The sequence below is a fragment of the Thalassospira tepidiphila MCCC 1A03514 genome (assembly GCF_001662875.1).
GTDB lineage: Bacteria > Pseudomonadota > Alphaproteobacteria > Rhodospirillales > Thalassospiraceae > Thalassospira > Thalassospira tepidiphila.
Window position 1 is genome coordinate 640,904 of the sequence record NZ_JPVZ01000002.1, and the last position, 22,779, is coordinate 663,682.

Genomic DNA, 22,779 nt, shown 5'->3' on the forward strand with positions numbered 1-22,779 from the left:
AACGCCGCCACGGATAACCGGGCGGCGTTTTTTTACGTTTTAAGCCAGATGCAGCTTAGCTTGCGCGCACTTCATTAAGGAAGTTGCCAACTTCACCGCGCAGCGTGCCCGACTGGCTGTTAAGCTTGTCAGACGCGCCCAATACCTGATGGGCGGCTTCGCCGGTTTGGCGGGCGGCCTCCTGCATTTCGCGGATGTGATTGGACACCTCCTGCGTGCTTTGAACCGCCTGTTGAACCGAGGTCGAGATTTCCGTGGTTGCCTGACCCTGTTCTTCGACCGCAGCCGCCACTTCGGATGCGATGTCATTCAGGTTGGCAATGATGCCGGTGATCCCGTCAATCGCGCCAACCGCCTGCTGGGTCGAGCCCTGAATACCGGAAATCTGTTCCGAGATATCCTCGGTCGCACGCGCGGTCTGATTGGCGAGGTTTTTGACCTCGTTGGCGACGACGGCAAAGCCCTTGCCAGCATCACCGGCCCGGGCGGCCTCGATCGTGGCGTTGAGTGCAAGAAGGTTGGTCTGTTCGGCAATCGCCTGAATGATCTGGACAACCTCGCCGACTTTCTGAGCCGAGACATCAAGCCCCTGAACCATTTCATTGACCCGGTTTGCCTCGGTCGAGGCATTGGCGGTGATGTTCGAAGTTTCGTTTACCCGCGCGCTGATGTCGCGGATCGAAACAGCAAGCTGTTCGGCCGCACTTGCGACGGTTTCGACACTGTGGTTGGCCTGCTCAACAGCGGCAACCACGGCCTGTGAACCAGCCTCGTTTTGTTGCACGGCGGCCACCATGGTCTGGGCGACTTCCTGCATCTCACCCGATGCGCCAGACACGCCATCGACCACACCCATGACGGTTTGTTCAAACCGACCGGCAAGGGCCGCCATGGCTTCGCGACGTTTGGCCTCGGCACGTTCGCGTTCCTGTTCGCGTTCGCGATCAAGCTGGGCGACGCGCTTGGCGTTTTCCTTAAAGATTTCGACGGATGACGCCATTTCGCCGATTTCGTCATTGCGCTTGAGGCCCGGGATATCGACATCCAGTTCGCCATCGACAAGCGACCGCATCGCGCCATTGATCTTGACCATCGGGGTCAGGATCTGATGACGCAGGACAAACCATGTTACGCCGAGCAAAACCACCAGAATGGCCGCAGCCAGGGCGACCTGAATGATAACGGCCTGCTGGACTTCGGCGTTGACGCGATCAAGTGACCAGGCGGTGACCAGCATGCCACGATACTGATCTTCGTCGCGGCGCTTGGAGTATTTGGTGATCGGGGCACCGACGATCACGGCGTCTTCGGAAATGAAGCTGATGACTTCCTTGTTTTCAAGCTGCCCGAGATATGGCTCGATCAGGGCTGCCAGATCATGCTTTTTGAGTGTTTCTGATTGATAGGTGCCGATGGCATCACCATCAGGATTTGCCGCGATCAGGCTTGCCAGCTGCGAGCCTTCCTTGTCGGTGATCTTGCGGAATTCCTTTTCGACCGATGCGCCGTCCATGGCAATGAAGCCCGGCTGAACCGCAGTTGACAGCATTTCGGTTTTTTCGACCGATTCATTATACATGATTTCGATCATGGCATTGCGTTGCGAGACGGTCTGGATGGTCATCATCGCGGCGAAGCCAACGATGAGAAGTCCCACAATCACAAAAATTACTTTACGTCCGACGGAGGCACCGGATCTCTTAGGTTCGGCCATTTACGGTCTCCCAATCCTTCAAAGGCAGAATTAACCCAATCCCTAGATCTGATGTCGGTGATCGGCCTGAAGCTCCGATCATGTTACCAACAGTCAGGTTGTGACGAATTGTTGCCCTGTGTGATGTTCACAGTGACCAAATCGTGCGTTTATTTTTCCGTAATGAGGCACAAAGGCGCGACGACTACATTCTGGTTTGTTGTTATGCCGCTGAGGCTACCCCATCTGGTAAAATTACTGAAACAAGAAACGATGGGCGTGGCGAATATTCCATTTCCATAAAACCAAATGAATAAATCCACTTATTGGTAAGGCTTTTTTGGTAAATTATGCTTTGTGCAGGAAAGGCCACATGCCGCCGAATCGGGCGGTCAGGGCTGTGGTCAGTCTGTGGGAAATGCCTTTAACGGGGGCGATGGCTTTTGCCAGATAAGGGCAAAGGCACCGGGGGGAACAGGAATGGCGAAAGCGGCGACAACGCGCAAAAAACGACCGGCAAAGAAGGCATCAAAGCCATCTGCGGACAATATGGCAGCCAAACAGAATGATCCGGTGATTTCGGCCAAGGATGCGACCCCGAAAACCCATGACGTTGCCAGCAGCGATCAAAGCATGCCGTCGGACAAAAATGGTGATGCCGCGGTTCAGCGCCGACAGGTGATCAGTGACCTGTTTCAGCGCGGTCTTGCCGCCCATCAGGCCGGCCAGATTGATGATGCCATCCGCCTTTACAGCACGGCTCTTCGCCAGAACCCCAATCAACCGGATGTGTGGAACAACCTTGGCGTGGCGCTTCGTCGCAGCAAGAAGTTCGAGGCCGCCCTGATTGCCTATCGACGGGCGGCAGATTTGCGCCCCGGCAATGCTGGCTTGTGGTCGAATATGGGCAATTGTCTGCGCGAAATGATGCGCTTTGACGAGGCGCTTGTTGCGCACAAGAGGGCGCTTGAACTCGATGACAGTGTCAAGTCGCACACGTTTAATACCGGCCTTGTCTATCGCGATATGAACCGCTTTGAAGAGGCGCTTGACTCTTTCGAGCGTGCGCTTGCGATTGACCCTGATTATGTCGATGCGAACTGGGACAAGTCATTGGCGCATCTTGCGCTTGGCAACTATGCCGAAGGTTGGGCGGGGTACGAGACGCGCCGCAAACTTGCCGATAATCCGATCCGGCCGCTTGAAACCGCCCCCGAATGGGACGGCAAAGCTGATCTTCGCGGCAAACGCATTTTACTGCGCGCCGAGCAGGGCTTTGGCGACATGATCCAGTTTGCGCGTTTTGTGCCGTTGGTGGCCCAAAAGGCCGCACATGTGATCCTTGAATGTCGCAAGGAACTGATCCCGATCATGAAAACTGTGTCGGGCGTTGGCACCGTTGTGGAAAAGGGCCGACCGCTTCCGGAATTTGATGTGCATGTGCCGCTTTTAAGCCTGCCGCATGTGATGGGGATCGGATCCAAAGAGCTTCATAAAATCTCGACTGATAGCTACATCTCCGCGCCACAGGGCAAACGTGCGCGATTGGCACCGCCGCCGGGCACGGTGCTTAAGGTCGGGCTGATCTGGGCGGGCAAGCTTAACCCGCGGGATCGGTCCTGCCCGCTTGAGACCTTGCTGCCGATTTTGTCGGCCAAGGGGGCGGCATTTTACAGCTTCCAGATTGATGATCGCCGGGCGGATATCGACAAGCTTGGCCTGCATGCCTTTGTCACCGACCTTGGCGATCATATTCATGATTTTGGCGACAGTGCCGCATTGATGCAGGCGATGGATCTTGTGATCACGATTGATAGCTCACCCGCCCATCTGGCAGGCGCGCTTGGCGTGCCGGTCTGGATGTTGCAGCTTTATACGACCGACTGGCGCTGGATGGTGCATCGGGCCGATAGCCCATGGTATCCGACCTTGCGGATCTATCGTCAGGACAAACCCGGCGACTGGTCATCGGCGATCCAGAAACTCGGCAGTGATTTTTCAACCCTGCTGCAAGCGCGGATGAACGCGCAGTAACAACGTTGCCAGCGAATACTTGCCTTCGGGCCCAACAGGGCGTAGTTAAGCGGCTTAATTTTGTGGAATGCGGGTCTGGATGGTGATGCCTTTGGGTGACGCCTTTAGGTAATCTCCGGGGCACATTCATTTGGCGAACCGATCTGGCGCAGGAGAATTCTTGTGAGCGAAGCTGCTTATAACAAAGGTTTCCCGGTTTCCTGGGAACAGATGCATCGCGATGCCCGTGCACTTGCATGGCGACTGTTGGAAAAAGGCCCGTTCAAGGGAATCGTGGCAATCACCCGTGGCGGTCTTGTGCCGGCGGCAATCATTGCCCGCGAACTTGATATTCGCCTGATTGATACGGTGTGCGTACGCAGCTACTCTGACAAGACGCGTGGCGATCTGGAATGGCTGAAAGACATCAAGGGTGACGGCACCGATATGTTGATCATTGATGATCTGGTCGATACCGGCAAAACCGCCAAGGCTGTGCGCGAAAAACTGCCGCATGCGCATTTCGCAACCGTTTACGCCAAGCCGCTTGGCCGTGAAATCGTTGACAGCTTTGTGACCGAAGTCTCCCAGGATACGTGGATTTACTTCCCGTGGGACATGGAACTGTCGGTCAACGCCCCGATCTCTGAACGCGTTCGTTAATCGACCTGGGGAAACTGTCCGTATCCCTTGTAAGGCCGATTGCCAGACAAGGAGATTTCAGGATGACCCAATATTTACGCCCGGACTTCCGTCGCCAGTTGCACATCGCACGCCGATGGGCCGGGCGTTTGTGTTTGGGGGCTGTCTCTGCCGCGGCTGTGACCACGCTAAGTCTTTCGGCACAGGCCCAGCAGGTTTCCGAACGTGTGGCGCGCGTTCAATCGATGCTAACGGCTGAAAGCGGATATCGCCTTTCGGTGTTTGCCGAGGTGAGCAACGCCCGGACGATTGCGGTTGCCCCGGAGCTAAACGGCGCTTTTGTCGGAACGCGTGGACCGAACCTTTATTTCGTGCGTGACCAGGATGGTGATGGCGTTGCCGAGGACGTCAATCTGATTGCCGATGACTTCAAACTGGCCAACGGGATTGCCTATAAACCCAGGACCTTGTTTGTCGCCGATCAACACCGCATCGTGTCCTATGATCTTGCCAATTTTGATGGCGAAAGCCTTGGTCGCCCGCGGATCCTGTTTACCAATCTGCCCGATGAGCGCCATCATGGCTGGCGCTATGCCGCGTTGTCACCCGATGGCGACCGCCTGTTTGTTGCGGTCGGGGCGCCGTGCAATATCTGCAAGGTCAGTGGCCTTGAAGGCACGATCATCTCCATCCCGGTCAATGGTGGGGCGCCTGAAATTTATGCCAGCGGCATTCGCAATTCTGTCGGGCTGAGCTTCCATCCGGAAACGGACGAGCTTTGGTTTACCGACAATGGCGGCGATATGCTGGGTGATAATATCCCGCGTGAGGAACTTAATCGTGCCAGCCAGTCTGGCCAGTTCTATGGCTATCCGTGGTATGCGGGGAATGACACCAGGAGCCCGCAATTTTCCGATGAAACGGTACCAGAAGAAGTCACTTTCCCGGAATTTACCTTTAATGCCCATAATGCGCCGCTTGGCTTCACCTTCGATGGCGGGGATGCGCTGGTTGCGCTGCATGGATCCTGGAACCGCACAGTTCCGGATGGGTACGAGGTTGTCCGGGTCGAATTCATCAATGGCAAACCGGTGACAGAAAACCCGTTCCTTGTTGGTTTCCTGCACAGCAATGGCGAAGTGATCGGGCGTCCGGTCGATGTGAAACACTATATCGACGGATCGATCCTGATTTCCGATGACCATGCCAGTGCGATCTGGCGCATGGTGCCGGAAGGCTAAAGTTTTCCGGTATTTGGTCGGCCAATTAATTGGATGGATCTGGATGGGACCGGCTTGCGTTGATCGGAAAAGCGGGCTATAAATCGCGCGCTTCGCGGGTGTAGTTCAATGGTAGAACGGCAGCTTCCCAAGCTGCATACGAGGGTTCGATTCCCTTCACCCGCTCCAAGCCTTTTGATTCGCATCAAGCCTAATCTCACAGAGAATAATGTGTGTGCTCAATATACACATTGGTGTTTATGTGAAGCTCGTTGCTGGGATAAGAGCATACAACCAAACGATTTGTCTATTAGCACATAAAAGTGCAGCACGGAGTTGATCTCCCTGCCACACTTTTAGCTAGTTTAGCTGCTGAGTTTTCTTCCTATCAGTATTTGTCTTAGCGTTCGTCTGATGTAGCAGCTGTCTTTGTGGTTGATGAACCCTGATATGTTGCTTGATAGGAAGGTGTTTCGACAGAGTTACGATAAGAAGTAGCTTTCCAGTCTTCCCAATCTCGAACTTGCTCTGCTGCCGAAGAGATTCTCTGATACAACCAATTAGGATTGTCCATTTGTGTCTCCCTTAGAACTATCATCTTTAGATGGTGCCAAGATGCCGAGGGTGCTGTTGTTATCATTCAAGTAAGAAAGATGCGAGGCTTCAATTTCTAAATATGTAGGGTATGTATTCACTCTTGGCTCAGCTTCGTTTGCACTCCAAGTTGCGACATGACCTCGTGAATCTTTCCGTTTTGAAGGCATAGTGAAAAATTCCATATATTTCCTTGGTGCAATGCCAAGGAAGGGTGAAAAATTCACGGCACCGTCATCAGCATCAGTATCATGATCCACCTTTATGGATTTTTGGTAAAGCTCTTTCGCCATACTTTTTGGGTATGGCTCAATGTATACGACTCGTTGAATTCCAGAGGCAATGATATGCCTTGCGCACATATGGCACGGGAAAGTCGTGCAATACAAAGTTGTTCCAGCGAGCGGTATCCCTCTGCGAGCAGCTTCTGTAATCGCACTCATCTCGGCGTGAACGATACGCCCAAACTCCAATAAGCTAGCAGCCCTAGTGCCACGAAAAGGCGCGGTGTCACCCTCAAAAAGGGATTTTTCAGTTAGATCGCTTATGTCTTGCCTAGCAAATTCATCTGCTAACCAACCAGCATCTTTCAAACGGCCGAGAAGTTCGGAAGCTATTTTGTTCTTCATTTTGGCGCTTGTGTCGTGCCCGAGTTGAAAGTCTCTGTAATCTTTATCGTCGCCCTCCCAGACAGATCCTCCCCCTGCTTTTGGCACCTCATTGCACCCTGATGCTACAATTTCTCCTGTTGTCGCTGATATCAGCGCACCTACTTGCCGAGATAGATCTGCTGAACGAAGAGCGACAGACTGAGCATGAAACATTCCAAACTCGTCGCGTGTGGGAGTTACAAATGGTGCGTTGAAAATTACCGAAATAAAACGACTTATTTGCTTTTCTATTTCGGCATCTTTTGAAGAGTCGACGAAAAAATCTCCTAGAGGAAATGTGTCTCTAACATTTTGACCAAGGTCTTCTCCTTGAGCTTTTTTGTCCTTTTCAATTAAATTTTCTGCTTTGTCTAAGTACTTATCTTCATCAAAAGATCTATTAGATTTCGCTATCTTTTTTGATAAGTTTTGTTTTCTCTCATTTCGAGGTGAGTACACAGAAATCAAAAAAAATGAATCACCATATACCTCGCGAAGAAGATCAACTTCAGCAGGGTGTTTTAATGAGTTGATTATGTAAGCTTTACCTTCAATTGGCTTGTTGTCCTTTTGATGGTGTTCGTAGCGTACTTGTCGTATCTTAGATATAGCAAGAATAGACAAAATGTCGCCTCGCGATGATGATTTTCTTAAATCATCGCCACATTCCATAAATGTATTAATTCTTACATCTTCTGGGTGTGGTGGGTCAGAGTGAACTCGAGATTTGTATTTATGGCACTCACCAAGGATCTGGCTAACGCGTATCTCAGAAGTTTGGTATTTTGCTTTATTGAATTCCTGCTCAAGTCTAGCTGAAACAAATGATAAATCTGAGCCAACTGCGCCAACTAAACCGATGAAAATTTCCGGTTCCTTGCGTTTGGTTTGTGTCTGCGACTGTTTCATTTAGTTTACAATACCTTGATTTTGACAACCTGTAGTTTAAATTGTACTCATATAAGGCGGTCCATCAAGAGTTTATATATATTTATGTTGATCTAATATTTGTAATCCCCAGAGTTCAATGTGCATACAACCTGTTTGCCAAAAAGGTTATGCGCTAGACTGCTTTTCCTCGCTAAAAATTTTCTCAAAGCAATGCTAGGTGGTCAGTGTTGATTCATTCCATGCAGTAGCAGGCGTTATCGCAGTCGTTTAATGTTCCCTCTGGGCAGCATGAGATCAACCGGTCGCGCAGGCGTTTGCGGGCGCGTTGAATGCGCGATTTGACGGTTGGCAGCGCAAGGTCGTGCTGGGTTGCAAAGTCGATCTGGCGGGTGTTGTTGAGGTCAATCGCGCGCAGAATATTCTGATCACGGGCAGCCATTGTCGAAATGATCTCGGTCAGACAATCGTTCAGACCATTAACATCCGCACCATCATCAATTGTTCGGTTCAAATTGTTTGGTGTTTCTGTTGTCGGGTCTGTTTGCAGGGCGTCGAGGGCAATGCGTTCGTGCCCCTGTCGTCGATAGAAGTCCGCCACCTTGCTGCGTGCGACGGCATAAATCCATGCCGATGGATTGGATGCCAAGCGAAGATCCGATTTTTTGCGGATAATCGTTTCAAGGATGTCGGCAACAACATCGTCGACCGCGTCCTGGGGCAGGCGGTGATAGACGAAACTGCGCAGGCCTTTTTGCAAGGCCTGCCAGTCTGAGTTTGTATGATGTGTCGATGCAAACTTCATGGTTCTTTACGCGCAGCACACCTGATCTGGTTGCGGTTCCTTGCCCGGTTGTTGGCCACAACAACCAGCCCCTGACGTTTGTCGATCGGCAGACTGGTCATGTGGCGCATCGTTAAGGATACGATACCACTCCCAGTCAAGTTCGTCTGGTCCTGTTGCCCAGAACTTGGCCTGCTTTGCGTGACAACATCCGGTTTCAGCAACGTCGCTGGTGACAAGATTACTTTGATGCAGACGGGCTGAGGCGGTTTCAAACGCCTGTTCGCTGAGACATTCGACACCGATATGGTTCAGGTTTTCGGTTGCCGCCGGGTGTTCGAACAAAACCAGCTTAAGCGGCGGGTTTTCAATTTCGAAATTGGCATATCCCGGCCGTTGTTTGTGCACCGGGCTTGCGAACATTTCGCTGTAAAACGCGATGGCACGGTCAAGGTTTTTCACATTCAAGGCAAGTTGCAGGCGCATCTTATTCTCCTGTTTGATCGAAGCGATAAACAGGAAGACGCGCGAAAACGCCAAAAGATGCACCTAGCACCCAAAAGGGGTTGGTTACGGTGATGGTGGCAGATAGTTCAGGTTCATGTCACGTGCCTCTTCGTCGCTGCAGATTTTGGTATCTGAAGCAAAATCGGCAAAGCGCGGATCAAGGGTGCTGAGGTAATTGCCCTTGCCGTCAGCGATGAACAGGCAGCGTCCGGTTTCACCGTCAAGCCGTTTACCCGCCCGCCAGTCAGACGGAGCAATCATATCGCCACCATGGATGCCGATGCCGGCATTGTCGGCATCGCGCGACAGCCGGTCATAGCGATGGGAGTAGCCTGCAATCGGCAGCGCTTCACCGTCGCTGATCATTGCCGCCGCCACGTCACGTTCGCCGATCCCGCATTCGACGATGGGGAAATCATCGGCCTTGCCCGCGCGTTCCTGATCACCGGGCCAGCAATGGACATCAAACGGCGCCATGGCGAAATATTTCCGTAATTGCATGGCCGAAGACATGCCGCAGTCCCAGAAACTGCCATTATGCAGGCATTGCTGACCGAGTTCCGGGGCATCCATGCCGGCGATATCAAGCACCTGACCTGCAATAATGATGGTATCGCCGTCAATCACCTGAACATCGCGGCCCCTGGCTTCCTGTCCGGCCAGATCAGCAAGTTGGGGCGCGTTGTCTTGGGACGCGGTGTCAGCCGCATGGACCGGTGCGCTGTGCCAGTGAAGGCCAATGGCAATCAAGGCCGGAATGGCAAGAAGGACGATCAGGCGGATAACGCGTTTCACACTGGCCTCAAAGATCTGCGGGGTGAGTATTTGGCAAGAATGACACAACGGTCATGGCAAAAGAACAAGCAAAAAGAACGGCAAAATGATGACGCCCTTGTCCGGTAGATGGCGGGCAGCGGGAATTGCCATCAATGGTGTCATGCACAATAACCGGATGCATCAATTGTCAATTGGCGCTACAAGCGGGTTTGTCTTTTGCTGTCAGGGAAGCTTGCTTGTTCCGTCTGCAACCCATCTTTTTCGTTGTCGGGGTTATGGTCATTATCATCGGTATATCGATGATGGTGCCTGCTGCTGTTGATCTTGCATATGGTAACCCGGACTGGAAAATTTTTGCCCAAGCCTCGATCACGACCATCGGGCTTGGCGGTATGGCGTGTCTTGCTTGCCGGTCCGATATCGGCCCGCGTGTGACAGCACGCCAGGGCTATGTCCTGACCGTGGTGTCATGGATTGCGATCAGCCTGACCGGGTCCTTGCCGCTTTGGTATTCATCGCTTGAAATCAGTTTCTGTGATGCGGTGTTTGAAACCGTATCGGGTTTGACGACGACCGGATCGACGATCCTGTCGGGATTGGATGAACTGCCGCCGGGATTGCTGATCTGGCGATCTATCATGCAGTGGCTGGGCGGGATCGGGATCATCGTGACCGCCTTGGCCCTTCTGCCGATGATGCGGGTTGGCGGCATGCAGCTTTTCCAGATGGAAAGTTCGGATCGGTCGGAAAAACTTAGCGGTCGCATGCGCGATATGTGCCTGCAGATCGTGATGATCTATTCGGTTCTGACCCTGGTGTGCATCGTGCTGTATCGCATCTTTGGCATGGGATGGTTTGATGCGATCAATTACGGCATGACGACGCTGTCGACCGGGGGCTATGCCACGTCGGACCTTTCATTTGCCAAGTTTGACACCAGCTTGTCGCTGCACTGGATTGCCATCCTGTTCATGTTCTTTGGCGGTTTGCCGTTTACCGCATATGCGGTCTTTCTGCGCAAGCGTGCGATCAAGGCCGTGATTGGCAATCAGCAAATCAAATTGTTCTGCCTGATCATTGCAGGTTTTACATTTTTGCTGACCTTGCGGCTGTTGCAGATTTCAGATGACGGCTTCTTCCGGTCGCTGACCATGGCGGCGTTCAACCTTGTGTCGGTGATTACGACCACGGGCTATGCATCAGGTGATTACCTGTTGTGGGGTCCGGCCGCGGTCATGCTGTTTTTCTTTGCGACTTTTATCGGCGGCTGTTCGGGATCAACATCGGGCGGGTTCAAGATGTTTCGCCTGTATGTCGTGTTTACCGGGCTTCGTGCCCATTTCATGCGCCTGCGCAGTCCGTCTGCCGTGGTGGTCAGCCGCATTGATCGCCACGAAATCACATCCGACATCTATAACGCCGTAACGGTCTATGTATTTCTTCTGACCATCAGCTATATCGCGGTGACGATTGCCCTTGGTTTGACGGGGCTTGATCTGATTACCTCGATGAGTGCGGCGGCAACAGCGCTTGCCAATGTCGGGCCGGGGCTTGGCAATATCATCGGACCGGCGGGTAATTTCCAGTCCTTGCCGGATTCTGCGAAGTGGATTTTGGATGTTGCGATGGTTCTGGGCCGGCTTGAGTTCGAGACGCTTCTTGTGCTGTTGATGCCGTCCTTCTGGCGCGACTGATCCCTGATCTTCATTTTCTCGATTGTTGGTGTCGGTCTGTGATGGTTGCCACAGACCGCAGGTTTACTTTGCGTCATTTTCGCGCCGTGTATAAGTTTGTAGCGTTAATAACAAACACACAAACAGTGGACACGGACATGAAACTGCAGAAAACGATCACGACCAAAATCGCCGGGGCCCTTGCGGTCCTTTTCCTGGCTGGTGCTGTTTCCGCATGCTCGCCCGAGGTGGGCAGCGAGGAATGGTGCAATGACCTTAAGGAAAAGCCGAAAGGCGACTGGACGGCAAACGAGGCGACCGATTTCGCCAAACATTGCTTGATGTGATCAGTGCATTCGCCTGATCGGACATTAAAACGATCAGCCGATTCTCTTTCATAGTCTGGATATGTCGTCTTTATGGCGGCTAAATCCGCCCTTTGACGTCTGCTTGGCGGTGGTACTGTTGAAGGGCGGATTTTTTATGTCGGCCCGTTTAAAATCGCCATGGAACAATCTGTTGTCCGGTGCGTTTTTACCCAATCAGAACCGCGCATGAATGCAATGCAGCAAGGTACATTTGCGTTGCCTTGATTAATCCTTATAATGCGCGGCCCGCGAATGATCGCGGCAGTCGAATATGACAACAAATTTATTGCGAGGTTAGACAACTATTATGAGTGCCGAAAATCTCCATGTCGGTGTCATTGGCGCAACCGGTGCGGTTGGCGTCGAGCTGATCAATGTAATGTTTGATCGCAAGTTCCCTGTGGGTGAACTCACCCTGTTCGCGTCAGAGCGTTCAGCAGGCAAGACCGTGGAGACTAAATTCGGCACTAAGACCGTCGCGCTGTTTTCTGTTGAAGAAGCCAAGCAGTGCGACATTGTCTTCCTTGCTGTTTCCGGTGATTTCGCCAAGGAATATGCGCCGAAAATTGCCGAAGGCGCGCTGGTGATTGATAACTCCTCGGCGTTCCGTCTTAATGACGATGTTCCGCTGATCGTGCCGGAAATCAATGGTCACCTTGCCAAAACGGCGAAACTGATCGCGAACCCGAACTGCACCACGGCGATTGCCGCAGTTGCCCTTTGGCCGCTGCATCAGGCCTTTGGCCTGAAGAAAGTGATCGTTTCGACCTATCAGGCCGCATCGGGTGCCGGTCAGCCTGGCATGAACGAACTTCGCGAAGGTCTTGCCGCTGGTCTTGCTGGCAAGCCGGTCCCGGCAGAGGTGTTTTCATCGCCGCTGGCATTTAACGTGATCCCGCATATCGATACTTTCCAGGACAACGGCTATACCCGTGAAGAAATGAAAGTAACCTGGGAAACGCGCAAGATCTTTGGCGCGCCGGACCTTCCGGTATCGTGCACTGCGGTTCGTATTCCGACCGAACGTACCCATTCCGAGGCCATCGTGGTTGAAACCGAAAAGGTTGTTACCCCTGAGGCCGCCCGCGAAGTGCTGGCAAAGGCCAAGGGTGTCAAACTTGTCGATGATCCGGCAAATAACAAATACCCGATGCCGCTGACCGCGACCGAACAGTATGACGTCGAAGTTGGCCGCATTCGTACCAACCTGATCTTTGGTGATCATGGTCTGGAACTGTTTGTTGCCGGTGACCAGTTGCTTAAGGGTGCTGCGCTTAACGCGGTTCAGATCGCCGAGGCATCTATCGCCGACTGATCGCGCACCAGAGCGAATTAAACACAAAAACACCCCCGGCAGAACATTCTGCCGGGGGTGTTTTTTATCTGCTGGCGGCGTGATGGATCAGGACAGGGAGATGTGATCGCGGCCCGATGCCTTGGCGGTATAAAGCGCGTTATCAACGCGGGCCATCAAGGTATCAAGGTCCTCGCCATCGCGATATTCGGTGATACCGGCACTGATGGTGACCGGAATATGATCGCGCCCGAAACGGACCGGTGCATTGCGGACAGAGTCGGCAAGTTCGCGGGCCTTTGTCATGGCTTCCTTGCGATCTTTTCCGTGGAACAGAACAACAAATTCATCCCCGCCCCAGCGACAGATCACGTCGGAGTCCTGCACATTCTGGCGGACCATGGTCAGAACTTCGCGAAGCGCCGCATCCCCGCCCGGATGGCCATAGCCATCGTTGATTTCCTTGAAGCCATCAACATCAAAACACATTACCGACAGGGGTGCCTTTTGGCGTTTTGAGGTCTGAACCGCCTGATCAAAGATCATGTCAAAGATCTGACGGTTGAAGGCGCCGGTCAATTTGTCACGCGATGCCAGTTCTTCGAGGCGCTTTTGGTAATTGCGCACGGTCAGGAAGGCGATCAGCCCGACCACGATCGTGATCAGCAACGAAATCGCGATATTGATGAACAGGGTGTTCTGAAGACGTGCGTCAGATGAGTAGTCACTTTGTTCAACTATCAGAAGCCAGCCAAATTCAGGCACCAGGCGGCTGTTGACGAAATAGGTGTGTCCACCATGTTCGTAACTGATCGACGCGCCGGGCGAGGTCAGGATTTTGGTGGCCTGGGTGCGCATGCCCGGCCGTTCTTGCAGGCTGTGGGCATCGCCAAAGCCGCTACCACGCAGGGTAACGTGGCCTTCGGTGTCGATGAAATAGATCGTTCGGCCATAGCGCGCCTGATAGGTTTCGATCAGATTGGTAACCGAACTGACGGCCAGACCAACACCGGTAATACCGATGACATTGCCGTCATAATCGCGGACCTGATAATTGACAAAGATCGACAGGCGCGACCGATCAACCGTGTCGTGGTCGATATTGATCTCGTAAGGTTGCTTCCCGTCGCGCGCACGGAAATACCAGCCATCGGCCGGATCATCTTCGCTGACCTGTTTGATCACGCCGGTCGGGTGATAATAGTTCCGGGTCTCTTCCGAGATGAAATAGGCTGTGATCGTGTCATAACGCGATTGAATTTCGGCGAGGTACTTGGTGATCCGTTCCGGATCAGTTTCGCCGGAAAGGGCCCAGTCGCGAAAGAACGTATCATGGGCCATCAACGAAGAAATAAAGATCGGCTGCAGCAGATCGCGCTGGATCTCGGAATAGATATTGTCGCTGGTCAGCGGAAGCGTGCTTTCGGAAATCTGTTCTTCAAGAGAATCCCGGGCGACATAGAAGCTTACAAAACTCGTGGTCAGAAACCCGACCGCCAGCAGAACGCACAGAATGATCGCGAAGTATAATTTCTTTCCCCACACGGGAAGCTCCCCAAGGATAGTCACAAGGCAGGCACCGATGATTGAGCTCATCGTTTTTGATCCGGCTAATTTAGGGGAAAGCGCGCCATGTTGCACGACACAATATCAAATACAGGCAGGTTTGCCTTGTTTGTGTGATGATGAAAAAGCCAAAAGAAACCGGCGATTATATTGGAATGATTCTGATCAACAGGTGAACTATCAGAAATCAATAAGAATTATAGACATAGTTAAGTGGTGATAGTCGCGCAGTGTGGAGATACTGAAAGTCGGATCAAAGGTGACGGTGGTTCATTAATCAGGGTGCGGGCGCGAACAAATCGTGTTGATGATCGCGAAAATCCGACCGCAAGGCAGCGTGCAACAGCTTAAAAGGACTGGACATTGTGGCCCCATATGCCAAGAATTTCGCTGCTTGTGATGAAGGGGGTACATGCAGACCGAATTTTCGGGTATGCAGTGGCTTCCGAAAACAGAACATCAGACGCACCATATGCCGTTTGTCCGGGGGGATTTCGCGGTGTATGTGCCAAGAGGCGCTTCATTGATCGATTTCCGTCCCATTCTTTTCATCGTCGGCATTTTGCTCTGTACGTTGTCGATTGGCATGTTCATCCCGGCGTTGGTCGACCTTTATTACGGGCAGCGTGACTGGATCGTGTTCTCGGCCGCGTCCTTTGTGTCGCTGTTTATCGGCGGGGCATTGATCATGATGAACCGCATGGACAATCTTAAGATCAATTCACGCCAGGCGTTTATCCTGACCACGCTGAGCTGGCTGGTTCTGACGGCGGCATCGGCGCTGCCCTTTGCCTTTTCCGACCTTGATATGTCCTATACCGACGCGTTTTTCGAAGCGATGTCAGGTATTTCCACCACCGGGTCGACCGTGATTGTCGGCCTTGATAGCGCCCCACAGGGGATCTTGCTGTGGCGGGCACTGTTGCAGTGGCTTGGCGGGATCGGGATTATCGTGATGGCGATTGCCGTCATGCCGATGCTGCGCGTTGGCGGGATGCAGTTGTTCCGCATGGAAAACTCCGACAAATCGGATAAGGCGTTCCCGCGCGCAACCCAGATCGCGATGGGTATCGCGATGCTGTATCTGAGCTTTACGGGCCTTTGGGCGATTATGTTGTGGTCGGCGGGCATGACGCCGTTTGATGCGATTGCGCACGCCATGACGACGATCGCCACCGGCGGCTTTTCGACCAAGGATGCGTCGATCGGGCATTATGACAGTGCGGCGATTGATGTGATCATCACGCTTGGCATGGCGACGGGGGCGTTGCCGTTTATTTTGTATCTGCAGATGCTGCGCGGGCAGGGGCGGGCCTTGTTCCGCGACAGTCAGGTGCGCTGGTTCATCACAATTGCGGTTTCCATCGTTGTCGGCCTTGCGCTTTGGCATTCGGAAACCAACAATGTCGATTTCCTGTATGCGCTGCGCTTTACGTCCTTCAACATTGTGTCGGTGATGACCGGTACGGGCTATGCCACCACCGATTACGGGCTTTGGGGCCCGTTCGCGGTGACGGTGTTCTTCTTTGTCATGTTTATTGGCGGCTGTGCGGGATCGACAACCTGCGGCGTTAAGATCTTCCGCCTTCAGGTTCTCTATGAAATCGCCAAGATCCAGCTTTCGCACATGCTGCGTCCGCATGGCGTGTTCATTGCCTATTACAACCGCAAACCGCTTTCGGAAGATGTTACGGAATCGGTACTCAGCTTCTTCTTCCTGTTTGTGTTCTGCTTTGTAGTTCTGGCCGCAGCGCTTGGCGCAATGGGACTTGATTTCATCACCGCGGTATCGAGTGCCGGTACGGCGATTGCCAATGTCGGACCGGGACTGGGCCCGATTGTTGGCCCGTCGGGCAACTTTGCAACCCTGCCGGATGGCGCAAAGTGGCTGATGTCGATCGGGATGCTGATTGGCCGTCTTGAAGTCTTTACCGTATTGGTTCTGCTGTTCCCCGCCTTCTGGCGCGACTGATCGAAAACCAGAATACTTATCACCGAATTTTCCGGCACCCGCAGGCAAGGCTTGCGGGTGCTTTTTTGTATTATTGACAGAGTAGGACAATTGACCTAATTTCGGGTCTGGGACATTTGTCCTAATTCTAGGTCAATCGGGCGGCATATCGGAAAATGGCAGCAGAAACACGAGAACGGATTGTCGAGGCAGCGGACCTGCTAATTTACCAGCACGGGTTCGAGGTAACATCGTTTGCCGATATCGCAGCCACCGTCGGCATATCGCGCGGCAACTTTTATCATCACTTCAAGACCAAGGATGACATCCTTGATGGGGTGATCAATCGCCGCCTTGCCAATACCGAGCAGATGCTTGATCGCTGGGAAATTGCCGGATCAGACCCGGCGGAGCGTATTCGAAGCTTCATTCATATCTTGATCGTCAATGGCGAGAAAATCCGAAGATACGGCTGCCCGGTGGGTACGTTGTCGTCAGAACTGGCGAAGCTGAACCACACGGCAAAAAGCGATGCGGCGGCACTGTTTACCCTGTTTCGCAGTTGGTTGTGCCGACAGTTCGAACGGTTGGGTTTTGGCGACAAATCCGATGAACTGGCCATGCATATCCTTGGCCGAAGTCAGGGGGTGGCGACCCTTGCCAATGCGTTTGACGATGACCGGTTCCTGCATCACGAGGTCGAGCTGATGTGCGCCTGGTTGGATGACCAGATTGCGGGGCTTGCTAACAAAAATAACCCAGACAGGGAGTAGACGATGTTTGCGATCTTTTTGAAATTTGCCGAAAACCGCCCAAAGGCCCCGGAATTCATGGACGCGCACAAAGCCTGGATCAAGCAGGGCTTTGATGATGGTGTGTTTCTGATGGTCGGCAGCCTGCAACCCAATATGGGCGGTGCGGTTCTGGCCCACGGTGTGTCGCGCGACGAGATTGAAACCCGTGTGAATGAAGATCCGTTCGTTGTCGAAGGGATCGTTAGCGCCGAGATTCTGGAAATCTCGCCCGCGCGTGCTGATCAACGTCTTGATTTCCTGATGGCCTGAGCAATGAGCAAAACAACAATCGGAACGGATGGAAAATGCCGGTGTACCTGGTGTGATGCGGCGCCGGAATTTAACGCCTATCACGACACGGAATGGGGTTTTCCGGTGACCGATGACATCCGCCTGTTTGAGAAAATCTGTCTTGAGGGATTCCAGTCAGGATTAAGCTGGCGCACGATCCTGACCAAGCGCGAGAATTTCCGCAAAGCCTTTGCCGGTTTTGATTTTCACAAGGTCGCGCAGTTTGATGATGCGGATGTTGAGCGACTGCTTGGTGATGCTGGGATCATCCGGCATCGCGGCAAGATCGAGGCATCGATCAACAATGCCAAACGGGCCTGCGAGATGGTGGCTGAGGAAGGATCACTTGCCGCCTATTTCTGGCGGTTTGAACCGAAACAGGATGAGGTAGACCCGCCACAATCGATGTCAACGTCGCCGACGTCCGTGGCGCTTTCCAAGGATCTCAAAAAACGCGGTTGGAAGTTCGTCGGGCCGACCACAGTGTTTGCGTTCATGCAGGCGATGGGTTTGATCAATGATCACGCGCAAGGCTGCTTTTTGCGCCAACAGATTGACGACATGCGCGGGTCATTGATCCGCCCAAGCTGATGTGATGTCAAAAAAACACCCCTTGTCCAAATCTGGACAAGGGGTTTTGAGGGCGGGGACCATTTCAGATCCCCTGATGATAATCCGGCAAGGATTATGGGGTCTTCGACATGCGGTCTCACTTGAGGTGCCAACGTCAAGGGAGGGTGCAACAGGGGTAGGAAGGCTTCAAAAGAATACGGTGCACACTCAAGTAAGTTTGGCGATACCGAACTTTGGGTCAGGAGCGGATCGGGGATCGGGATCAAGCCCGGCATCGCCATAACCCAAGGTCGCAAATGCTGATCAAAAGATAAAATCGAATATAAAATTAAAATAGATAGAAAAAATCTATCGATCAGATGCGCTGCAGCACAGGAATGCAGCGAAATCAGTTCCCGAGTGGCAATTTGACTGTGAAAACAGCACCATCCGGCCCTGTTGCAGTGAGGCGAAGTTCACCGTTATGGGTGCTGATCAGTTCGCGCGCGATGGCAAGGCCAAGTCCGGTACCGCCTTGGCGCCCGCTGCCGGCAAACGGGACGAACAGGTTCTTGATCGCCTTTTCGGGCAAACCCGGCCCGTTGTCGGCTATGAAAACTTCAATAGAGCGGCGGGGGCTAGCCGATTCGTCACCCTTTTCAGGTTCGGTTTGAATTTTGTGACTGATGGTGACGGTGGTTGCCCCGGCCTCCAGCGGGTTGCGCATCAGGTTGCTGAAGGCGCGAAACAGCATGTCATAGTCCGCTTCAAGCATGACATCATCAGGCAGGTCGATCTCAATGCGCGCGGGGCAGGGTTTGCTGGCCACAGGTGCATCGCCCATGCCGCCATCAAGCAACGGTTCGCATTTTTGCAGCAAAATCTGATCGCGGATTTCTTCGATCAGTTCAATCAGCGTGAAGGTTGCCAGATCGCGCGGTGGTGGCGTCTCGCGGGCAAATGACAGGGTTTGTTCACTGATATAAACCGCACGTTCCATCGATGACAACAATCGCGGCACCACAGCGCGGACTTCGTCGTCTTCGCTTTTGGCAAGCTGTTCTGTCATCAGCATCGAGGTCGCCAATGCATTACGCAGATCATGGCTGATTTTGGTGGCGGCCGTGCCCAAGGCGGCAAGACGGCGGCGCTGATTGAGCATTGCCTGGATGTCTTGCTGCATCATGGCGAGTTCCTGGCGGGCAACACCGATTTCATCATCACGTTCGCCCGGATTGATCAGCGATGCCTTGTCCTGCGGATCTTCGCGAAAACGGATCATGTCGCTGGTCAGGGTTCGCATCGGGCGCACCAGCAACCGGTTAAGCGCGAAATAGACAAGACCGGCTGTAAAGAACGAAATCATCAGCGACAGGCCAAATACCCGCCAACCGAAATTGCGCATCGCCTCGGTCAGGCGGTCTTCATGCACAAGCACCTCGATCTCGAAATCGGGCGCCATGGAGGGCATGCCGACCACGCGCAATACCCGGTTTTCGGTCTGGCTGAGTGTTGCCAGCCCCTCCATCAAGGCCATCGGGATCGAAAAATCGCTCAGATTGACGTCCTTGTCGACCTTGGCGGGCATATCATCGCGTTGCAGCAGCAATTTGCGATCTTCACGGCGCAGGATGACCGCCTCGATCCCGGCATTGGACAGAAGTTCGCGTTCAAGATCGTCGGGGATCATTTGATCGGGGGTGGCTTCAAGGGCAAGGGCCGCGAGGTAGCCTGAATCCAAGTGCGCCTTTAACCAGTCGATCCGAAAGCGCGCGACAGAAGGGGCAAAGACAAACACCTCGGCAAGCATCACAAAGCTTACCGTCAGCACCAGAAGGCGCGCGGAAAGCGATTTGGCCCATGGGGGCAATTTCAGATGCCGGTTATTCATTTTTGGATGTTAGGCCAATAAGCCGAAAAAAGTACAGCAATACAGATGCTTGTTTTCATACGCGATGGCAAGCAAGCCGCTTATGCGAACCTGAGCAGAAAACGCACAAGCTTGCGGGTTTTTTCGCCAAACAGGCTGGGTGTGTACCAGGCCCCGGCGACGCGTTTGGAAAGTTCGCCCAAGGTCGGGTAAGGCGCAATCATCCCGGCGATGGCGCCAATCTTCATCTTCTTGCTGATGGCCAGTGACCAGACACCGATCAGTTCACCCGCCTGCCGTCCGACGATGGCAGCCCCCAGAATTCGACCGTTTGGTTTGGTGATGACCTTGATGAAGCCCTCGGTCTCGGCCTCTGCCCGGGCGCGGTCATTTTCGGCGTAATCCCAGGTCACAACGCGGATGTCATCGCCATATTGTTCGCGGGCAGCCTTTTCGGTCAGACCGACCTGTGCCAGTTCCGGGTTGGTGTAGGTCACCCATGGCACGGCACTGTGATCAACCTTGGCCGGAAGACGGAACAGCGCATTGCGAATGACGATGCCTGCGTCATATCCTGCCATATGGGTAAATTGCAGGCCGCCGGTGATATCGCCAATGGCAAAGACTTTTTTGTTTGACGTCCGCAATCGCGCATCGACGGAAATGCCGCGGTCGGTATAGTCAATACCGGCATCCTTCAGGCCGAGATTTTCGACATTGGGTTTGCGTCCGGTTGCCAGCAACAGGTGGCTGCCTTCCAAGGTAATCTCGATACCCTGATGTTCGATCACGACCCGGATCTGATCATTCACATCAAGGATTTCCTTGGTTTTCGCCCCTTCATAAAGGCTGATGCCATCGGCCTTGATCCGGTTGCGGACAACAGCCACCAGATCTGGATCATCCTTGGGCAGGATGGTGCCCATTTCAATCACGGTAACTTTTGCGCCCAGCTGATGATGGGCCTGCGCCATTTCCAGACCAATGGGGCCGCCACCGATGATGATCAGATGTTCTGGGCGAACGCGGTTTTCGAAAATGGTTTCGTTGGTGAAATAGCGAACGGTCTCAAGCCCCGGGATCGGCGGTACTGCCGCACGCGATCCGGTGGCGATGACAAAGCGTTTGGCCCTGATTGTGGTGTCACCGGCAACGACTTCACCCGGACCGGTAAAACGGGCTTCGGCCTGAATGACCGTGCAGCCGAGTTCTTCGAACCGTTCGACGGAATCATGGGGCGCGATGCCCGCGATCACGGAATGAACATGATCGATTGCCCGGCCAAAGTCGATCTCTACTGGGCCTGTCAATACGCCAAACCGTGAAGCCCTGCGTGCATTTTCCGCGGCATGGCCAGCGGCCAGCAGGGCCTTGGACGGAACACAGCCGGTATTAAGGCAATCACCGCCCATCTTGCCCTTTTCAATCAGGACAACCTTTGCGCCCATCTGCACCGCACCGGCGGCAACGGAAAGGCCGCCTGATCCAGCCCCGATGACACAAATGTCGGTCGTGATGATCTTATTCATCGGCGTTCGCCCCGATTTTACGTTTGCGCAATTTCTTGTAGGCCACCGGCAAAAGGGCCAGCACGGCGAGCCCGATGATCGGGGTCAGAATACGGGGTTCAAAGATGATGCCAAGATCAGGTGTCTTGCCCTGATCAAACAGCGCACCAAGGCCGTCCCCGATGGAGGAATAGACAAAAGTGCCCGGAATGATGCCGATCATGGTGCCAAAGACAAAGGATCGCAGTTTGACGCCAAGAAGGGCCGGCACAAGATTGACCAGCCAGAACGGGAAGATCGGAATCAGGCGCAAAACCATCAGGTAGCTGAACGCGTTTTCAGCAAAGCCTTCCTCCATCCTGCGGACGGCGTTTCCGGCCTTGGCACGCATCAGATCGTAAAACGCATAGCGGGCCGCAAGGTAAACGATCGTCGCGCCGATGGTTGCAGAGACCACAACATAACTGGTGGCAAGAAACGCCCCGAACAGAAAGCCACCCGTGATGGTCAGGATCGACCCGATTGGAAGGGAAAGTGCGACTGAAACGACATAAAGCCCCATAAAGACCAAAACGCTGGAAACCGGGTTATCGGCGACAAAGCCCTGCAACAGGTCGCGGTTTTCACGCAGGGACTCAAAAGACAGCAAATCCAGAACGCCGCTGGCCCATGCAATGACAAGTCCGACAACCAGAACAATCACCGGCAAAAGCTTGCGCCATAGGGGCTTTGACGTGCCTTTGATTTCGCTATGGGTATCTGGTTTCTGGTCGGACAAGTGTGACGCCATTGAACTGGTTTTGGTCATTGATTTCAGGCTCTTGCAAGTCGTTCGTTCGGGTCGAAATGCATATCCCTGAAGATAGGATCGCATTATTTGACCCAACATTAGAGAGAAATTTCAAAACTTGCTTATGAACTGCCTTCACCATTGCGTGAGGGCAAATTGTACAAAGCCTGGCCGGATGGTGCAGGAACATGCGCAATAAACCTGAGGGAGTGGCGCTTGACGTAGGGGAAAACTGGACGTATCGTCTGCGCATCGTGGGATTTGTCGACCGGCTTGCGGCCACGTAAAAAATCGCTAAAGAGGGGTGCTATGGCTTCGGCCCTGACCCATTCATGCCGGTCAGGGTTTTTTTGT

19 protein-coding genes, 1 tRNA gene and 1 riboswitch are annotated in these 22,779 nt (G+C 53.3%); of the genes, 11 read left to right on the forward strand and 9 right to left on the reverse strand.

The window, feature by feature from the left end; translation table 11 throughout:
* Positions 1–55 precede the first annotated feature (55 nt).
* A complete protein-coding gene (locus tag TH4_RS06970) occupies positions 56–1,714 on the reverse strand; it encodes a methyl-accepting chemotaxis protein (protein WP_064780427.1) in 1,659 nt (552 codons plus the stop codon).
* A gap of 459 nt (positions 1,715–2,173) precedes the next feature.
* On the opposite strand from TH4_RS06970, the gene TH4_RS06975 reads away from it, so the two are divergent.
* From TH4_RS06975 to TH4_RS06990, 4 genes are all read left to right on the forward strand, one after another.
* On the forward strand, positions 2,174–3,727 hold the full coding sequence (locus tag TH4_RS06975; RefSeq protein WP_064780428.1) for a tetratricopeptide repeat protein: 1,554 nt from the start codon (positions 2,174–2,176) through the stop codon (positions 3,725–3,727).
* Positions 3,728–3,889: 162 nt separating this feature from the next.
* Positions 3,890–4,369, forward strand: coding sequence for a xanthine phosphoribosyltransferase (gene gpt, locus TH4_RS06980; RefSeq protein WP_008889111.1), 480 nt, complete (start codon positions 3,890–3,892; stop codon positions 4,367–4,369).
* Positions 4,370–4,431: 62 nt separating this feature from the next.
* Positions 4,432–5,589 carry a PQQ-dependent sugar dehydrogenase gene (locus tag TH4_RS06985; protein WP_064780429.1) on the forward strand — a complete coding sequence of 386 codons (1,158 nt, stop codon included), beginning with the start codon at positions 4,432–4,434 and terminating at the stop codon, positions 5,587–5,589.
* Between the two features lie 94 nt (positions 5,590–5,683).
* A tRNA-Gly gene (locus TH4_RS06990) sits at positions 5,684–5,757 on the forward strand.
* A gap of 371 nt (positions 5,758–6,128) precedes the next feature.
* Here TH4_RS06990 and TH4_RS06995 read toward each other — a convergent pair.
* The 4 genes from TH4_RS06995 to TH4_RS07010 all read right to left on the reverse strand — a co-directional run bounded on the left by TH4_RS06995 (position 6,129) and on the right by TH4_RS07010 (position 9,786).
* Entirely contained in the window at positions 6,129–7,721 is a 1,593-nt protein-coding gene (locus TH4_RS06995) for an anti-phage dCTP deaminase (protein ID WP_064780430.1), read from the reverse strand.
* Positions 7,722–7,935: 214 nt separating this feature from the next.
* Positions 7,936–8,505, reverse strand: a complete 570-nt coding sequence (locus tag TH4_RS07000) for a sigma-70 family RNA polymerase sigma factor (RefSeq protein ID WP_064780431.1) — start codon at positions 8,503–8,505, stop codon at positions 7,936–7,938.
* Between the two features lie 6 nt (positions 8,506–8,511).
* Positions 8,512–8,970, reverse strand: coding sequence for an ArsI/CadI family heavy metal resistance metalloenzyme (locus tag TH4_RS07005; protein ID WP_064780506.1), 459 nt, complete (start codon positions 8,968–8,970; stop codon positions 8,512–8,514).
* An 84-nt stretch (positions 8,971–9,054) separates the two neighbouring features.
* Complete coding sequence (locus TH4_RS07010; RefSeq protein WP_064780432.1) at positions 9,055–9,786, reverse strand: thermonuclease family protein; 732 nt, start codon at positions 9,784–9,786, stop codon at positions 9,055–9,057.
* A 218-nt stretch (positions 9,787–10,004) separates the two neighbouring features.
* On the opposite strand from TH4_RS07010, the gene TH4_RS07015 reads away from it, so the two are divergent.
* The 3 genes from TH4_RS07015 (at position 10,005) to TH4_RS07025 (ending at position 13,124) form a co-directional block, all read left to right on the forward strand.
* Positions 10,005–11,462 (forward strand): TrkH family potassium uptake protein, encoded by a 1,458-nt coding sequence (locus tag TH4_RS07015; protein ID WP_245227770.1) that lies wholly within the window; start codon positions 10,005–10,007, stop codon positions 11,460–11,462.
* Positions 11,463–11,599: 137 nt separating this feature from the next.
* Positions 11,600–11,788, forward strand: a complete 189-nt coding sequence (locus TH4_RS07020; RefSeq protein ID WP_008889117.1) for a DUF3012 domain-containing protein — start codon at positions 11,600–11,602, stop codon at positions 11,786–11,788.
* Between the two features lie 328 nt (positions 11,789–12,116).
* Positions 12,117–13,124, forward strand: coding sequence for an aspartate-semialdehyde dehydrogenase (locus TH4_RS07025; protein ID WP_008889118.1), 1,008 nt, complete (start codon positions 12,117–12,119; stop codon positions 13,122–13,124).
* A gap of 87 nt (positions 13,125–13,211) precedes the next feature.
* Here the strand turns inward: TH4_RS07025 and TH4_RS07030 are convergent, their stop codons facing one another.
* Entirely contained in the window at positions 13,212–14,699 is a 1,488-nt protein-coding gene (locus tag TH4_RS07030) for a sensor domain-containing diguanylate cyclase (protein WP_083996996.1), read from the reverse strand.
* A gap of 382 nt (positions 14,700–15,081) precedes the next feature.
* On the opposite strand from TH4_RS07030, the gene TH4_RS07035 reads away from it, so the two are divergent.
* The 4 genes from TH4_RS07035 to TH4_RS07050 all read left to right on the forward strand — a co-directional run bounded on the left by TH4_RS07035 (position 15,082) and on the right by TH4_RS07050 (position 18,296).
* The gene (locus tag TH4_RS07035) at positions 15,082–16,641 is read left to right on the forward strand and encodes a TrkH family potassium uptake protein (protein ID WP_245227772.1); all 1,560 of its coding nucleotides are present in this window, start codon (positions 15,082–15,084) and stop codon (positions 16,639–16,641) included.
* Positions 16,642–16,796: 155 nt separating this feature from the next.
* On the forward strand, positions 16,797–17,393 hold the full coding sequence (locus tag TH4_RS07040) for a TetR/AcrR family transcriptional regulator (RefSeq protein ID WP_064780434.1): 597 nt from the start codon (positions 16,797–16,799) through the stop codon (positions 17,391–17,393).
* A gap of 3 nt (positions 17,394–17,396) precedes the next feature.
* Positions 17,397–17,684, forward strand: coding sequence for a YciI family protein (locus tag TH4_RS07045; RefSeq protein WP_063085664.1), 288 nt, complete (start codon positions 17,397–17,399; stop codon positions 17,682–17,684).
* A gap of 3 nt (positions 17,685–17,687) precedes the next feature.
* Positions 17,688–18,296: a DNA-3-methyladenine glycosylase I gene (locus TH4_RS07050; RefSeq protein ID WP_064780435.1), complete on the forward strand. Its 609-nt coding sequence runs from the start codon at positions 17,688–17,690 to the stop codon at positions 18,294–18,296.
* Between the two features lie 370 nt (positions 18,297–18,666).
* On the opposite strand, the gene TH4_RS07055 is transcribed toward TH4_RS07050, so the two are convergent.
* From TH4_RS07055 to TH4_RS07065, 3 genes are all read right to left on the reverse strand, one after another.
* Positions 18,667–20,148: a sensor histidine kinase gene (locus TH4_RS07055; protein WP_064780436.1), complete on the reverse strand. Its 1,482-nt coding sequence runs from the start codon at positions 20,146–20,148 to the stop codon at positions 18,667–18,669.
* An 80-nt stretch (positions 20,149–20,228) separates the two neighbouring features.
* Positions 20,229–21,656, reverse strand: a complete 1,428-nt coding sequence (locus tag TH4_RS07060; protein WP_064780437.1) for a dihydrolipoyl dehydrogenase family protein — start codon at positions 21,654–21,656, stop codon at positions 20,229–20,231.
* Positions 21,649–22,443: a TVP38/TMEM64 family protein gene (locus TH4_RS07065; RefSeq protein ID WP_083996997.1), complete on the reverse strand. Its 795-nt coding sequence runs from the start codon at positions 22,441–22,443 to the stop codon at positions 21,649–21,651. The genes TH4_RS07060 and TH4_RS07065 overlap by 8 nt, the downstream gene beginning before the upstream one ends.
* Before the next feature lie 226 nt (positions 22,444–22,669).
* Positions 22,670–22,744: riboswitch (SAM riboswitch) on the forward strand.
* The last annotated feature ends 35 nt before the right edge of the window (positions 22,745–22,779 follow it).

Bases quoted from the DNA above. Each gene is read 5' to 3' on its own strand.
- TH4_RS06970 (WP_064780427.1), bottom strand. From the start codon at position 1,714: ATGGCCGAACCTAAGAGATCCGGTGCCTCCGTCGGACGTAAAGTAATT.
- TH4_RS06975 (WP_064780428.1), top strand. From the start codon at position 2,174: ATGGCGAAAGCGGCGACAACGCGCAAAAAACGACCGGCAAAGAAGGCA.
- TH4_RS06985 (WP_064780429.1), top strand. From the start codon at position 4,432: ATGACCCAATATTTACGCCCGGACTTCCGTCGCCAGTTGCACATCGCA.
- TH4_RS06995 (WP_064780430.1), bottom strand. From the start codon at position 7,721: ATGAAACAGTCGCAGACACAAACCAAACGCAAGGAACCGGAAATTTTC.
- TH4_RS07000 (WP_064780431.1), bottom strand. From the start codon at position 8,505: ATGAAGTTTGCATCGACACATCATACAAACTCAGACTGGCAGGCCTTG.
- TH4_RS07005 (WP_064780506.1), bottom strand. From the start codon at position 8,970: ATGCGCCTGCAACTTGCCTTGAATGTGAAAAACCTTGACCGTGCCATC.
- TH4_RS07020 (WP_008889117.1), top strand. From the start codon at position 11,600: ATGAAACTGCAGAAAACGATCACGACCAAAATCGCCGGGGCCCTTGCG.
- TH4_RS07025 (WP_008889118.1), top strand. From the start codon at position 12,117: ATGAGTGCCGAAAATCTCCATGTCGGTGTCATTGGCGCAACCGGTGCG.
- TH4_RS07030 (WP_083996996.1), bottom strand. From the start codon at position 14,699: ATGAGCTCAATCATCGGTGCCTGCCTTGTGACTATCCTTGGGGAGCTT.
- TH4_RS07035 (WP_245227772.1), top strand. From the start codon at position 15,082: ATGCAGACCGAATTTTCGGGTATGCAGTGGCTTCCGAAAACAGAACAT.
- TH4_RS07040 (WP_064780434.1), top strand. From the start codon at position 16,797: ATGGCAGCAGAAACACGAGAACGGATTGTCGAGGCAGCGGACCTGCTA.
- TH4_RS07045 (WP_063085664.1), top strand. From the start codon at position 17,397: ATGTTTGCGATCTTTTTGAAATTTGCCGAAAACCGCCCAAAGGCCCCG.
- TH4_RS07050 (WP_064780435.1), top strand. From the start codon at position 17,688: ATGAGCAAAACAACAATCGGAACGGATGGAAAATGCCGGTGTACCTGG.
- TH4_RS07055 (WP_064780436.1), bottom strand. From the start codon at position 20,148: ATGAATAACCGGCATCTGAAATTGCCCCCATGGGCCAAATCGCTTTCC.
- TH4_RS07060 (WP_064780437.1), bottom strand. From the start codon at position 21,656: ATGAATAAGATCATCACGACCGACATTTGTGTCATCGGGGCTGGATCA.
- TH4_RS07065 (WP_083996997.1), bottom strand. From the start codon at position 22,443: ATGACCAAAACCAGTTCAATGGCGTCACACTTGTCCGACCAGAAACCA.